Source organism: Vibrio sp. Y51_MX_L26 (assembly GCF_024181935.1).
In the GTDB taxonomy this organism is placed as follows: domain Bacteria; phylum Pseudomonadota; class Gammaproteobacteria; order Enterobacterales; family Vibrionaceae; genus Vibrio; species Vibrio diabolicus.
Genome location: NZ_JAMZAS010000001.1, coordinates 888,601 through 903,794 on the forward strand (window position 1 = coordinate 888,601; position 15,194 = coordinate 903,794).

General features: G+C 44.4%; 9 protein-coding genes. 3 read left to right on the forward strand and 6 right to left on the reverse strand.

Features of this window, described 5'->3' with window-relative positions; all coding sequences use genetic code 11:
* Positions 1-109: 109 nt before the first annotated feature.
* Positions 110-7,117 (reverse strand): VCBS domain-containing protein, encoded by a 7,008-nt coding sequence (locus NL645_RS03780; RefSeq protein ID WP_253651226.1) that lies wholly within the window; start codon positions 7,115-7,117, stop codon positions 110-112.
* 368 nt (positions 7,118-7,485) lie between these two features.
* Between NL645_RS03780 and NL645_RS03785 the strand changes: the two genes are divergently transcribed.
* The 3 genes from NL645_RS03785 (at position 7,486) to NL645_RS03795 (ending at position 11,406) form a co-directional block, all read left to right on the forward strand.
* Positions 7,486-8,799, forward strand: coding sequence for a TolC family outer membrane protein (locus NL645_RS03785; protein WP_005390923.1), 1,314 nt, complete (start codon positions 7,486-7,488; stop codon positions 8,797-8,799).
* Between the two features lie 5 nt (positions 8,800-8,804).
* Positions 8,805-9,422 (forward strand): OmpA family protein, encoded by a 618-nt coding sequence (locus tag NL645_RS03790; protein WP_253651227.1) that lies wholly within the window; start codon positions 8,805-8,807, stop codon positions 9,420-9,422.
* A gap of 328 nt (positions 9,423-9,750) precedes the next feature.
* Positions 9,751-11,406, forward strand: a complete 1,656-nt coding sequence (locus NL645_RS03795; RefSeq protein ID WP_253651228.1) for an ABC transporter substrate-binding protein — start codon at positions 9,751-9,753, stop codon at positions 11,404-11,406.
* 74 nt (positions 11,407-11,480) lie between these two features.
* Here the strand turns inward: NL645_RS03795 and NL645_RS03800 are convergent, their stop codons facing one another.
* The 5 genes from NL645_RS03800 to artP form a co-directional block, all read right to left on the reverse strand.
* Complete coding sequence (locus NL645_RS03800; protein WP_253651229.1) at positions 11,481-12,053, reverse strand: protocatechuate 3,4-dioxygenase; 573 nt, start codon at positions 12,051-12,053, stop codon at positions 11,481-11,483.
* A 138-nt stretch (positions 12,054-12,191) separates the two neighbouring features.
* Positions 12,192-12,860, reverse strand: coding sequence for an arginine ABC transporter permease ArtM (artM, locus tag NL645_RS03805; RefSeq protein ID WP_253651230.1), 669 nt, complete (start codon positions 12,858-12,860; stop codon positions 12,192-12,194).
* Positions 12,857-13,546: an arginine ABC transporter permease ArtQ gene (gene artQ / locus NL645_RS03810; RefSeq protein WP_053808019.1), complete on the reverse strand. Its 690-nt coding sequence runs from the start codon at positions 13,544-13,546 to the stop codon at positions 12,857-12,859. Before artQ ends, artM begins: the two co-directional genes overlap by 4 nt.
* 1 nt (position 13,547) lies before the next feature.
* A complete protein-coding gene (locus NL645_RS03815; RefSeq protein WP_005390934.1) occupies positions 13,548-14,291 on the reverse strand; it encodes an arginine ABC transporter substrate-binding protein in 744 nt (247 codons plus the stop codon).
* An 88-nt stretch (positions 14,292-14,379) separates the two neighbouring features.
* Positions 14,380-15,108: an arginine ABC transporter ATP-binding protein ArtP gene (gene artP / locus NL645_RS03820; protein WP_104970792.1), complete on the reverse strand. Its 729-nt coding sequence runs from the start codon at positions 15,106-15,108 to the stop codon at positions 14,380-14,382.
* Positions 15,109-15,194 lie beyond the last annotated feature (86 nt).

Genomic DNA, 15,194 nt, shown 5'->3' on the forward strand with positions numbered 1-15,194 from the left:
TGAAGTGGTTAAGCAAAAAGTCGGTAGCTAGCCGCGGCAGAAATAAAAAATAGCACCTGATGATTCAATCAGGTGCTATTTACTAAAATAACTTTATCTTCAGGTAATATTAATCCACGCTAAAAACTTGGTGATGGAACAGCTGATCAACGATTTCATGAGATGTCGCTGACGACCCTAGCTCCAACCCTGATAAATCAAAGTTCTCTAATGCCACGGACATTGTGTTGCTGTCTTCTCCAGTAATCGTCAAGTTCAGAGTATCTTGGGCACTATCGTAGTCTGCGCTTACGTGTTCCAACAAGTTATCCATATCCGTTGTGTCGTCACCGACAAACTCAAGAATGTCACTCAAATCCAACTTGTCTTCATCCAGCCTAAAGTCTTTAATCACATCTCTTGATGACGTCATGTCCAGTGATTCTTGAGTAAAGGTGAAGGTGTCAATACCCTCTCCACCTGTCAAGATGTCACTGCCTAGGCCTCCCATCAGGATATCGTTTCCAAGCCCACCAACCAGAATGTCATTGCCTGCGCCACCATTCAACGTATCTTCACCTGCTTGACCTAGCAAAATATCAATGCTTTCGCCACCAGTGATGCTATTCGCAAACTCATCTCCCACCGACGCATGGCGCTCAGTTTGGGTAATATCGGTACCAGAATCGTTTAATGTAAGTGTAAAGACGTTTTCACTTATGCCACCTTTACCATCAGACACTTTAAACAAGAAATGCAAATCCGCCTGCTGGTCCCCCTGTAGAGTAAGTTCATCGCTTTGAGTAAAGCTATAACTGCCATTGGATGACACTTCCAAAGTACCGAACGCTGTCTGGATATGAAGTTGACCATCTACGTCACTGTTTGAAGAAACTAACGGCTGATTTACGCTTACACCGTGCAGATCTGCGCCCAACAGAGTGAAATCGCCTTCTGCCAAAGAAATGGTCATGCTATCACCATCAGCGTCCTGGCTTCCCGCCAGCAACTCACCGGCAATTGGATCGGGAGAGAACTGGTTTAGGTACTGCCCCAAGTCTTCACCTGAGTCGATAAACACCACTTTGTCGCTAAGCTCATCTAGAGCCTCTGCTGCTTTGACATTATCAGAGAGAGCAATACCAATCCCATATACCTTGGCGTCATGAGTCTGTTTGTAATCTTCCCAGCGCTCGGCTAGATCAGGAGAAGTAACAGCGCCCTCGCTAGGGTTGGGTTCGCCATCTGAGATAAAGAATATGGTGTCCTTACTCTCAGACGGTTTTTCTGGACCGAAATAGTCCCAACCATCCTGCCAAGGGTAAACGGCATTACTTGCCTCACCAGGCTCCATTACAGCCTCTAAAGCTTTATCGTAATCCGTATTGGTACCGTATTCTACGTCACACCAGTTGCGCACATATTCTGACACTTCATTTTGGAAACTTAAATCGTTTGGATCACGGCCATTCATCTCTGGTGGGCGTGTCATCAACTCAACTTCACTCAAGGTCAGCCAGCTATGTGTGGATGTATCTCCGTCGAAACGTACCAGGCGGATATAGGTATTTGATTCTCCTCCATCGGCAATCATGTTTTCAACCATGGAATGTAACGCTGCTGCTGCTTTGTAAGCTCTCGATTCAGTTTTCGGTGCGGTTGCCTCACGACCCACGGTATTTTCACCGTCAAAGGTGCGGGTCATGCTGTTCGAGTGGTCGAACACTACCGTCACTTTATTGATCGGTAAGTCTTCCATCTGAGCAAAGCCCTGAACTGGAGATGAGGTTGGGGCATGGTTCTCAGTGACATTCAGGATAACCTGAGTTGTATCGGTATCCACACCATCGCTTGCAGACACTTCCAACTGATACGTTTGCTGAGTCGAGTGATCCAGTTTTACACCATCTTTCAGCCAAATCTCACCACTATTAGAGTCAACACGGAATAGATCAGCATCACCACCACTCAATTCATACTTTATGGTGTCACTGCCATCCGGATCAAACGCTTCCACCTGGCCGACTAATACCCCAACTTCTTGCTCAGCGACGTCAAAGCTTGCTGTATCTTCTGTTGGCATACCGTTGGCATCGGTGCCATGGGTTTGGTCTGTATCACCGACACTGATGAATTCTGGTGCGCGATCTCGGATATCAATGGTAACTTCGCTATTTGTAGTATCACCGTCAGCATCGATAACCGTAACGTCAAGCTTCTCTTGTTGATGACCTACAACATTGCTCGCTTGATAGTCGTAGTGACCATTTTCAAAGTTAATGGTCAGCTTGCCGTGGTTGGTATCAATCTGCGCCAGAGAATGATCCGATATTTTCGTGCCATCGCTGTTAGTGACATCACCGTTTACTTTGTTGTAGTAATATATCTCGCCATCGATAGTGATGTGATCTACCCACTGAGCATCACCGCCATTGTCATCCAGAAGGTTGCCTTGCAACTGGCCTGAGACCGTTTTACTAAGCAAATCCCCAATCTGAGAATCATCTACAACGACAATAGCACTGCCTTTATCTGTCGCGATCGACTCCAGATGTTCCAGAGACGCACCATTACCGATACCGACAGACCAGATATTTTCAACATCCTGACCGCTGCTGCTGATGCCATTTTCCATCGCATTTTGCAGAATGATGCCCTCTTCTTCAGAAGTAGGCTGAACCCGACCATTCACTATGTCCTGATAACGCTGTTCACTTTCAAAATCATCTGATGTTGACCACTTAATCAAGTTTTCACGGGTTTGAATTTCTCCCACGTTCGTTTGATTTGTCCAATAGGTAAAATCGGAAGGTCGACCATCTGAGATAAAGTAAAGCTGGGTATCGGTATTACTAAGCAATGCGTCATCTTCTGGGTCACTAAGTATTTCATTTATTTGGTCAACGGCCTGGTTATATGGCGTCGATGCATATGGATGTATACCAGAGATAAAGGCATCAATGGCCTCGGCAGAATCTAGCCACTCAGAAATCTGGCCAGATGGTTGTCCGCTGTAAGTTGCAATTCTAAAACTTACTGGACCCAAATCTTGGTATTGCTCAAACATTGACTTAATAGAGTCTTGAGCAAGTTGCCAGCGAGTAACATATTGTCCGTCTGCATCTGTTACCCAGTCGAGCATTGATTCTGACGCATCAAGTGCAATCACAACACTATTACTTTGTGAATCAACATCATTTATTTCGTAGTGAGCTGAAGACGATGACGGTAATGAATCCGTTACATTCAGATGCAAGGTGGCACTCTCAGACTGACCTCCGGCATCCACCTCGACGCTAGCGCGGATATCCAGCATGTCCGCCCCCTGCTCCGCATGATCAAGAGGCATATGTTGATCAACTGTGAAATGACCCGTTTTGCTATCTATGTTGGCTTGAACCACTTTGATGCGGTCGGCGCCTGTTCCAGTATAACCAGTTAGAGTGCTCTGATCTGCACTCACTTCAAACACGACCTCTTTACCATCGCTGGTGAAACCACCTAGGTTTTGATCGGCGTTGAAGTGATATTCAGCCTCCGTTGCAGACCCGAGGTTTGCGATAAAGTTGCCTTCAGCATGTACGCCAGTATCCGTACCAACTTGAGATTCATCCAATGCTGCGTGCGCATCACTGAGCGACATAGGCTCACCCATCACACTAACGGTAACTTCTGCTTTATCAGTCAGACCATCGTCATCACGGATGGTGTATTCGAAGGTATAATCTTTCACTTCACCCGTTTTCAGGGTTTGTTGATCAGCTGGCAGTGACTCTAGGTACTTGGCCGCATCAAAGACCAATTTACCATCTTGCAGACTAAGGAAGCTTTCTGATGGATAGTCGATAATAGTCAGAGCGTCACCATCCGGGTCGCTGTCATTCGCTAGAACATCCAGCTCTAAAGTGCCTGAGCCGTTGGTCTGGTAAGCTTCATCAAAGGTCGTCAGGTCCGCTGATACCTGAGTAATAAAGTACTCTGAGCCTTTAGGATCAATGACACCGTCTTTATAGCTGGTAGTAGACATTTCAATACTATCGAAGAAACGCCCATCTGCATTGATGTTGACTACTTGATTACCACCAAGGGTACCTTCAAACACACCTGTCGCAACCAAGTCACCTTTGTAGTAAGCCTTCCAAACACCGCGCTCAATACCAGGCTCCCAGCTACCGTTCGAAGTGTCTGTCCATAGGTTTTTCACTTCAACTTCAGCATGATCGGCAACCTGACCATTAGCGAAGGAGAAGCGCATTGCTTCACTTTGTCCAGTTGCATCATCATATCGAATCTGACCATCTTGAACCCGGTCTGAGCCGCTGTCTAGCGCAGAACTAACGCCATATTTGTGGTCGCCGTCACCAACATAATCAGCTTTCGATGCATCAGAAACCTTGTTTCCAGATCGAGTATCAATCACATAATAATCAACTGTGATATCAGTGCTATCATCCCAGTTGCTCTGGTCAAGTGTCTTGGTTGTTTTTTCAATGCCCTTATCATCTTCAGCAATAGGGGCTTCATTAATATCACGAACCAACACTTCGACCTGAGCGGTGTCTTTACCGCCAAACTGGTCACGAGCTTCCACTTCTAGCTGGTAGTTATCGATAGATTCATGGTCCAGATTTGCACCATTTTTGACACTGATCTCACCAGTAAGACTGTTGATTTCAAACAGTTCGCTATGACCGTTTAAGTGATACGTTATCTGACTGTCCTGATCGACATCGAATGCATTTACTTTTCCAATTACACCCGATTGACTGTTTTCATCAACGCTAAACTGGTAACTATCGATGTCGGTTTTACCTTGAGCATCCAGACCAAAGTTGTCATTACTCCCACTAACAAATTCAGGAGCATCATTAGTGCCCGTAATATCAATCACGATCTTTTGTTGGGTGCCATCGGTCGCCGTGAGAGTGATGATGTCTTGCACCTGGTCACCCTCGTCCAACTGTTGAACCTGGCTTTGATCCAGCGTATACGTCCACTTTCCATCCGCCAATACTAGCTCACCGTAGGTGCCCGTAACGGTAGTGTTGCTGAACACTGGCTCATCGCCATTATCAACATCAGAGATAGTGATGGTGCCTGTTGCAGTCGCGACATCGCCGAGGTTGCCTTCGCTCACCTTGCCAGTAAACGTACCGTCAACAATAGGCGTGTCTTCGGTGCCCGTAATATCAATCACGATCTTTTGTTGGGTGCCATCGGTTGCCGTCAGGGTGATGGTGTCTTGCACCTGCTCACCCTCGTCCAGCTGTTGAACCTGGCTTTGGTCCAGCGTATACGTCCACTTCCCATCCACCAATGCTAGCTCACCATAGGTGCCCGTAACGGTAGTGTTGCTGAACACTGGCTCATCACCATTATCAACATCAGAGATAGCAAGGGTGCCGGTTGCGGTCGCGACATCACCGAGATTGCCTTCGATCACCTTGCCGGTGAACGTACCCGTCACGACTGGCTTGTCTTCGGTGCCCGTAATATCAATCACGATGTTTTGTTGGGTGCCATCGGTCGCCGTGAGAATGATGATGTCTTGCACCTGCTCACCCTCGTCCAGCTGTTGAACCTGGCTTTGGTCCAGCGTATACGTCCACTTTCCATCCGCCAATACTAGCTCACCGTAGGTGCCCGTAACGGTAGTGTTGCTGAACACTGGCTCATCGCCGTTATCAACATCAGAGATAGTGATGGTGCCTGTTGCGGTCGCGACATCACCGAGGTTGCCTTCGCTCATCTTGCCAGTAAACGTACCGTCAACAATAGGCGTGTCTTCGGTGCCCGTAATATCAATCACGATCTTTTGTTGGGTGCCATCGGTTGCCGTCAGGGTGATGGTGTCTTGCACCTGCTCACCCTCATCTAACTCTTGAACCAGACTTTGGTCCAGCGTATACGTCCACTGCCCATCCACCAATACTAGCTCACCATAGGTGCCCGTAACGGTAGTGTTGCTGAACACTGGCTCATCGCCATTATCAACATCAGTAATAGTAATGGTACCTGTTGCGGTCGCGACATCACCGAGGTTGCCTTCGGTCACCTTACCCGTGAATGTGCCCGTCACGACTGGCGCATCTTCGGTGCCCGTAATATCAATCACGATGTTTTGTTGGGTACCATCGGTCGCCGTGAGAATGATGATGTCTTGCACCTGCTCACCCTCGTCCAGCTGTTGAACCTGGCTTTGGTCCAGCGTATACGTCCACTTCCCGTCCACCAATGCTAGCTCACCATAGGTGCCCGTAACGGTGGTGTTTGCAAAAATCGGATCGTCGCCGTTATCAACATCAGAGATAGTAATGGTACCTGCTGCGGTCACAACATCACCGAGATTGCCTTCGGTCACCTTGCCCGTGAATGTGCCCGTCACGACTGGCGCGTCTTCGGTGCCCGTAATAGAGATCACAACTTCATGCTCAGTGCCATCTACAGATAAAACGGTAATACTTCTGATGACTGGGTCACTGTCATGATCCAAAGCCTGCACTTCTTCGTGCTCATTATTCAGCTGATAATTCCAGTTACCGAAAGCATCAATTGAGAAGACGCCCCAATAACTATCTTGAACCTCATTCTGTGATTGGAATAACGCTTCACCTGTATTTGGATCAGTAACACTGAGGTTGCCAGAAGTTCCAAGCGTCACGTCTTCTTGAACGGCACCTCTATCTTCACCATCAATCAACGCTTCAGTTTCACCAAGCTCTGAGGTTGTGAATCGAGAAATATTAAATAGCGTTGTACTTTGCTCTGTCGTCACGCCGGCGGTTTCAAAAAAAGTACTTGCTAGTACTTCTGCCCCCGTTCGTTCAACAGTACCAGAGGCCGTCAAACTTGAACCCGTAACTTCACCAGCTTCAGTAGCATATTCATCACCTAGTTCGCTCGGGTCTTGTCCTTTTTCGATGGCCTCTAATATTTTCGCAAGCTTGTCGGTAGAATCAGTTTGAGCTTCACCTTCTGTGTCAGCAATATATACATGCTGAGGTTGGATCTTCCCCTCTACTAATTCAACGACCACTTCTCCCGGTAACAAGTTTTCTTTAGACGCAAAAGCTTTAATTTGACCATCTAGGCCGATTACAACATAGGTTTGTGCGGTTAATTTTGATGGTCCAACCAAGAGCTTATACCTCATTTAGTAAATACAAAAATCTCAAAGTCCATAAAACTAAAAAAGTAATAAGACTTATTTTCAAGAAGCGATATACACAATTGGGCGTAAGCTAGCATCAATTAACCCATCTAAAACACGCAATTATCCTATCAATAATTTTCATGTTTTAAATTTGTTTTATTTTGCACCGTAAAAACATATGTTATGCGACCTATTTTTAATATTCTTTAAACTTGTCATTAAATTTTCATTGAAATAGCAGCTTACATTCCGAAAAAGCAAGCAAAGGGAAACGTTTGCCTTGGGTAACATTAGTAATCTTTAATATTTATTTTTGAAAAATAACTGGCGTTAAATTATTTGGGGAGATTTTAGTGAAGCTAAGTAATATTAGTATCGCGTGTTTTGGTTTGCTAATACCACTGGTTTCTAGCGCACAAACTTTAGAACAAGCAATAGCGACAACATTTGCAACGAACCCTGATATCAAAAGTGCGTTTAATGAGTATATGAGTAGTCGTTATATTATCGATAAATCACGTGGAGCATATAAACCTAGTCTCGATATTGACGCGGGTATCGGTTACGAGAGCATTCACCCTTCCGACTCTACTGGTAAGAGTGATACCGAGATGACCCGTAAAGATATGGCAATTACTCTTACCCAGTTGATCTGGGATGGTTCAAAAACCCTATATGACATTGATCGTACCTCTGCAGATGCAGAGTCTGTGCGTTATCAGTTGCTTGCAGATGCCCAAAATGTTGCGTTAGAAGTCATCAAAGCTTATTTGGATGTAGTAAAAACACAAAAGCTGACTGCGCTTTCCACTAGCAACCTAAACACACATAAGCGAATTTATACTGATATTAAAAAGCGTACAGAGTCAGGAATTGGCTCAGTTGCCGACCTTAACCAGGTTAAAGCTCGTTTAGCAAAAGCTCAGAGTAATGTTTTAGCTGCACAAAATAACCATAAAGACGCTCAAACAGCATTCTTTCGCTTAGTTGGTGAAGCACCAACTAACCTTATTTTTCCGCACGCAGACCAAAACTTTATCCCCAATTCTCTAGACGAGGCCCAATCGCAGGCTTTTGACAATCATCCTGTCATAAAAATAGCACTCGCAGATGTCGATTCTGCCAGGTTCCAATATAAACAAGCAGATGCAAACTATTTCCCAGTCATCTCATTTGAAGCGAAACAAAGCTGGAACGATGATGTAGGAGGAGTAAATGGTCTCAACTCTGAAACACAAGCAATGCTCCGTGTCCGATACAACCTTTACAACGGTGGCCGAGACTCTGCAAACAGTGACAGTATGGCCTACCAACTCAATAAAGCGAAAGACCTCAGAGAGCGAGCATACCGAAGTGTGGAGCAAGAGCTCCGCCTTTCTTGGAGCGCTCTTGAGCTGACTAAACAACAAAAGTCTTTTTTAATACAACACGTTGATTCCATGTCAAACACCGTTATTGCATACCAAAAACAATATCGTATTGGAAAGCGCACCCTACTTGATCTGCTGAACACTGAAAACGAGTTGTTTGAATCACGCAAAAACTACTTAGAAACACAATTTGCGCAGCAATACGCACAATATCGGACCCTGACTTCAACCGGGCAGCTTTTAGACGCATTGCGCGTCGACATACCGGAAGCGTGGACTCAATCGGTGGAGTACTAAATACAATGAAAAAGAACCTTCTAATCACTCTGGCTTTAATCATAATTAGTCATCATAGTGCGTACGCACAAGATGAGCTGACGTACATTCCTATACCAAAGGCGAATCAGATTGCTGACCTAAACGACTTGGACCAAGATGGTGTGATAAACGCTCGTGATCTTTGCGCAGGTACTCCAATAGGGGCAGAAGTGGACAATGATGGTTGTGAAACCTATTTGCATAAAGAAGAGCAATACCAACTTAAGATTTTGTTTGATAATGACTCTGCTCTTATTAACCAAATTTTTAAAAACAAGATAGATGAGTTGGCTGCATTTCTTAAAAAGTATCCAACCACTTCTATAGAGATACAAGGATACGCAAGTAAGGTAGGACGCGCAGAATACAATTTAAACCTATCTCGCCATCGTGCAGAGAATGTACGCGATCTATTGATAGAAAAAGGAATCCCGGGTGACCGCCTCGCAATTATTGCTTTTGGCGACACACAGTTAGCAGAGCCGGGTATGGATCGTGTCAGCCACGCATTAAACCGCCGCGTTACTGCCACTGTTGTCGGCCAGCAAGGGATGGTTAAAGATGAGTGGACGATATTCACTACCTTCCCAGAAGTAAAATAAACTTATACCCCTGCTTATTTACATAGATGAGTGGGGGTATTTTCATGTCATTACGCCCAACTAATTAGACACAACTAATAAAACAAACACTAACATTAATCATAACTCACTAATATTATAGTAAAAATTAAAAGTGAGCCTTTGCTCTCTATTAGTAGTAATATATTAGAGTCAAAATGAAAACCACCAATACTTTTAAATGGGAAGAAGATAAGCCAATCAATAACACTGAGGGGTTTAAGCAATCATCTTTCTTCACCACAATATGAAATCAATTTATTATATAGCTTTAATAAATCAATCATCTATTGAGGAAACATAATAAAACATGACAGAAACATGTCTTCGTAGATTGAGCCAGTTATTAAAACATTACAAACACTCTCAAACGTATCAGGTAAACCTCGACGATTTAGAACTGGTTTTTTCAACTTCTAGACGCAACATATCTAATATACTGAGAATACTTGACAGCTACAATTGGATCCATTGGGAGCCAGGTCGTGGTCGTGGGAAAGCCAGCACACTAAAAGTGACGGTAACAATACATCAAGCCCTCTACTTTACGATTCGTAATGAAATCAACAATGGTAGCTTTGACGTCATCTCGAGGTTACTTGAGCATTACCGTAGCACCGCTGTAAGCGCACTTAGCCAAGCACTCGCAGAAGTTTCAGAAGAAAACAAAGATTCAAATACACTCATCGTCAGCCAGTATCCTTGGGTAGATGAGCTAACCCCTTCACTGACTTATCGCTTTTCAGAACTGCAGGTAATACGCAGCTTGTATGACACCCTATTTACCGTTGATCACTACGGTCAATTAAAAAATCACCTCGCTTGTGAGTACAAAAATGAAGGCAGTTGTATATATATTTGGCTCCGCCCTGATATCTACTGTCACGATGGGCTAACATTACAAGCAGAAGATGTCGTACACTCTTTAAATAAGCTCATTACAACCGATGGCCCCGTCCAAAAATTACTTCAGCAAGTCACTCGTATCAGCTTCGATAATGCCAAACAAGCTATACGTATTGACTTAAAGCAGCCTAATAACTTATTCATTTACTGCTTAGCAACCGCAAATGCGTCTATCACTACTCGACGTCAGAAGAGCTTTAAAGGTCGCAGTATCACAATAGGTACTGGCCCATTTGTACTTAGGCATTGGGATACCGACAAAATAGTACTGAAGAAACATCATAACTATTTCGCAAAAAAGGCATTATTGGAGCAAATAACGCTCTCTCATCAAGGGACTGAGCTGGATCAATACATCAGTTATAATCAGGAAACTGACGATACCGAATGTTATATGATTCAGGCATTTTCTTTTTTAGCACGTAATCGTCGAGCCGAGTGCTCAATAAGCGAGCAAACTTGGCAGCGCCTATTTTCTTTTATCGAGAGTCGTAGATTTGAATTTGCCAAAGCGAATGGCTTGGAAACGATGCACATTCTCGATGATAACTCTCACAACGAGATTGTTCCTCAGCTTGAGGGAACGTTAGTCATAACCCATCCAAAGTGGACGATTGATTATTTAAGTAAAGCGAACCAATGGATCGTAGATTTAATCCGTCAAACTGGGTTGCATGTAGAATTTGTGGAGCTAACTGACGCTAGCAATCCTCAACTTGTAAAAGAACAAGCCGACTTACTCTTTGTCGAAGATGTCATTGAGCCACCTTTAACCTATGGAATTTATGAGTGGCTATTAACAGGTACTGGTATTCGATTTGCTCTTCACTCTGATGAATTTGAGCAGCACGTTAATCACGTACACGATGCAGTCTCAGATCCCACGCCTGAAAAACGTTTGGAGGGAATACTCTCGGAGCTCAGAGCTGATACAACAATCTTGCCATTGTTCTGGGGGCAAGAAAAAATCACCAGAGCGAAAGGTGTAAGCGGTGTTCAACTCCGTAAATCTGGGTACAGTGATTTCTACAAACTAAGAGTCAGAGCCGGACAAGACTAATCTGTTAGAAGCTTCTGTTTGCTAATTACTTTTGTAATCTACGATGTGAGTTTTCAAAATAATGCTTAATCGCATTAAGCGAGCACAAAATTGAACTCACCGACGACACGACCATCAATGTTGACAGGCTCAAACTGCAAATAATCACGGGCTTTTCCGCCCCACCACTCGTTACCAGTTCGCCCTTTCAAATAAAGCTGAGTCGTTAACAGCTCTTTCTCTCCACGCCACAATTTTACGTGGATGTGGGGAGGTCGAGAGCTATATGGAACCGGAAATAACGTTTGAAAAAGGTAATTCCCATCTTCGTCAGTTAAAACTGCACCAAAGCCTGCGAAGTGAGGATCAAACTTATTATTGTTAGGTTGATTCGGGTGTTCATAGATGCCTTGTCCATCACATTGCCATATTTCTATTTTCATTCCAGACAATGGATTCCCTGCTGTATCCATTACCTTACCCTGAAGAAAAATGGGCTCACCAATAAGACCTTTCGACTGCAAAATCAAATTTTGACGAAATGGCACTGGAACCACGGGATAGAATGGTCCTTCCGTTTGAGGCGGTGTCGGCTTCATTGGGCTAGCGGATTTTAGCGAAGGCGCAAATATTAGCGACCATAAAGCTAAGAAGTGTCGACGTTCCATATCATCACCAGTGATTGTTTGCCTTACTTAAGTTTGGTGATTCTTGATGATTTTTCCAGCGTAGCAGTACACTAAAACAAACATGCCTCTGTTCAGGGCAACGCTGAACAGAGGCATTTACAAATTAGCTACTAATAATTAAACGGCTTCAAAGGCTAGTGCTTTCTTCTCTACCTGGCGGAAGATAAGAGTGAGCACACCATTTACGGTTAAATAAAATGCGCCTGCAATACCAAACACCGTCAACGTATCGTAGGTTTGTGCGTTAATGCGCTGCGCGTAACCCATCAGATCCATGATCGTGATCGTGCTTGCTAGTGAAGTACCTTTGAAGACCAAAATCACTTCGTTCGAATAAGCCGGAACGGCACGACGAATAGCGTATGGCAGCAGCACTTTTAGCGTTGCGGCTTTGTTCATCCCTAGAGCACGACACGCTTGCCATTGACCAGAAGGAATCGCGTTAAACGCGCCTTTAAACAGCTGAGTGCTGTATGCAGCGGTATTCAGTGCTAACGCTAACATCGCACAAAACCAAGGTTGGCTTAACCATGTCCAAAAAACACTTTCTCTCACTACATCAAACTGACCCGGACCGTAGTAAACCAAGAAGATCTGTACCAACAAAGGCGTACCAGTAAACAAGGTGATGATGCCACGGCTTACCCAATGCAAACCCGGAGTACGTAGGATCAGAGTCAGCGTCATCATCAAAGCTAAGAGGCAGCCGACAACCAAGGAAGCGGCGGTTAATTGAAGGCTAGTACCTAAGCCATCCAGCATTTGCCAAGCGTGTTGTTCGTTCATGCGGTAGCCTCCTGTCCCATACTCATGCCTTGAATTGAGAACTTCTTATCAATCAGTTTTACGGCACGTTGCGTAATCAAAGTAATGCCTAAGTAAATCGCCGCAGCAGTTGCGTACCATGTAAAGGCTTCATGAGTTGCTGCCGACGTTAGCTGCGCTTGTTTCAACAAATCTGTTACGCCGATCAGTGATACAAGTGCGGTATCTTTCAACAGAACCAACCATTGGTTAGTTAAACCTGGTAGCGCGTGTCTTACTGCTTGTGGCAAAACAATGCGAACAAAAGCATGTGCCTGACTGACGCCGAGTGCACTTGCTGCTTCTCTCTGCCCTCTTCCAACGGCTTTTAACGCGCCACGTAGAGTTTGAGAAGCATAAGAAGCGAAGATTAACGACAACGCCACCACGCCAGACAAAAACGGGCTAACTTCAATAAAGTCGCCGGTGATTAAAAACAGAACCTGCGTCGAACCAAAATAGATGAACAACACGACAAGGATTTCTGGCAAGCCACGGACAATCGTCACAAATGCCGTCATTGGCCATTTAACGAAAACGCGGCGAGACATTTCACCACTGGCGAATACCACTGCCAGAATCAAACCGACTAAAAGGCTTGTGAAGGCTAGCTGGACAGTCATCCAACTAGCTTGAACAAGCGATAAAGAGTAACCCGTTAGTGCCATATTACTTACCGAAGTACTTGTTGTAGATTACGTCGTATTCGCCGTTCGCTTTCACTGTTTTCAGTGCCGTGTTCAGCTTGTTCACTAGCTCATCGTTACCTTTGTTTACTGCGATACCGAAACCGTTACCGAAATATTTAGGGTTAGTAACGTGCTCACCCACGTACGCTAGGTTGTCTTCTTTCTTGAACCATTCAGCTACGACTGCTGTATCACCAAATACAGAATCAATACGACCGTTTTTCATATCGATGAATGCGTCTTGGTAGCTAGAGTAAGGAACCGCGGTTACGCCCGGCATTTGCTCAATCAGGTAACTTTGGTGTGTTGAACCGTTTTGAACACCAACGCGCTTACCTTCTAGTGCTTTTTGATCAGCAACTTTTTCTTTGATAGAAACAAACGCTGCTGAGTTCTCATAGTATGCATTCGTAAAATTCACTTGCTCCAAACGCGCCTCAGTAATATCCATTGCAGAGATAGCCGCATCGTAACGTTTGAATTTTAATGCAGGGATCAGGCTGTCAAAAGATTGGTTATGGAAGGTACATTTGGCTTCCATTTCTTTACATAGTGCGTTCGCCAGATCCACGTCAAAACCTTGGATTTGGTTATTTTCATCCATGTATTCGAATGGTGCGTACGTCGCTTCCATCGCGAATTTGATCTCTTCTTGTGCTGCTGCGTTTGCTGCCATAGTTGCAGAAGAAAGGCCGATTAGTGAAGCTAGTAGAATCTTTTTCATTGCAATACTCCGTGTGTACTTAGTGGGCTGACACTCGCAATGACAGCCGAGCTTATCTGTTAAATAGACTGAACTTTAAAAACGTAATTTAGTGATTTAGGTAGTCAGCAAACTGGGCGGTTTGCGGGTTAGAAAACGAATCATTTGTGCCGTGCTCGACGATGTGTCCTTTTTCTAGATACAGTACGTGGCTAGCGATTTTCTTAGCAAAATCGACCTCATGCGTTACTACGACTTGGGTGATGCCAGTTTCGCTTAAATCTTTAATAATCTTAACGACTTGGTTAGTAATTTCCGGATCAAGCGCTGCGGTCGGTTCATCAAAAAGCAAGACTTCCGGTTTCATCATCAATGCACGAGCAATCGCCACACGTTGTTGCTGACCACCAGAAAGCTGCATCGGCCATGCATCCGCTTTGTCTGCCAAATGCAGTGTTGCGAGAATTTGCATTGCTTGGTTCTTCGCTTCTTCTTTATCCATGCCAGATACTTTTACCGGAGCCTCAATCAGGTTCTCCATTACTGTCATATGCGGCCATAAGTTGTACTGCTGGAACACCATGCCTACTTTACGACGAAGTGCTAAACCTTGTTTCTCTTTGATTTCAGTAGAGAAATCAAAAACATCATTTGCGATGTTTAGCTTGCCGTTATCCGCCCCTTCAAGAAGGTTAAGAACACGCAGTAGAGAGCTCTTACCTGCGCCACTTGGACCAAGTAACACCAATGTTTCCCCGCTTTCACACTTAAAGCTGACATCGTGAAGCACTTGTGTCTCACCGTAGGATTTATTGATTCCGCTTACCTGAATAGTCATGCTGACATACCGCATTAATTGTCACTTGGTATTTATATTACTCAACTGGACTTTTTATGCAATAAAAATGTATAAAAATTTAATTT

What these genes read in the sequence shown, in the direction of transcription:
- NL645_RS03790 (WP_253651227.1), top strand. Translation starts at nt 8,805, where the DNA reads ATGAAAAAGAACCTTCTAATCACTCTGGCTTTAATCATAATTAGTCAT.
- NL645_RS03795 (WP_253651228.1), top strand. Translation starts at nt 9,751, where the DNA reads ATGACAGAAACATGTCTTCGTAGATTGAGCCAGTTATTAAAACATTAC.
- NL645_RS03800 (WP_253651229.1), bottom strand. Translation starts at nt 12,053, where the DNA reads ATGGAACGTCGACACTTCTTAGCTTTATGGTCGCTAATATTTGCGCCT.
- artM (WP_253651230.1), bottom strand. Translation starts at nt 12,860, where the DNA reads ATGAACGAACAACACGCTTGGCAAATGCTGGATGGCTTAGGTACTAGC.
- artQ (WP_053808019.1), bottom strand. Translation starts at nt 13,546, where the DNA reads ATGGCACTAACGGGTTACTCTTTATCGCTTGTTCAAGCTAGTTGGATG.
- NL645_RS03815 (WP_005390934.1), bottom strand. Translation starts at nt 14,291, where the DNA reads ATGAAAAAGATTCTACTAGCTTCACTAATCGGCCTTTCTTCTGCAACT.
- artP (WP_104970792.1), bottom strand. Translation starts at nt 15,108, where the DNA reads ATGACTATTCAGGTAAGCGGAATCAATAAATCCTACGGTGAGACACAA.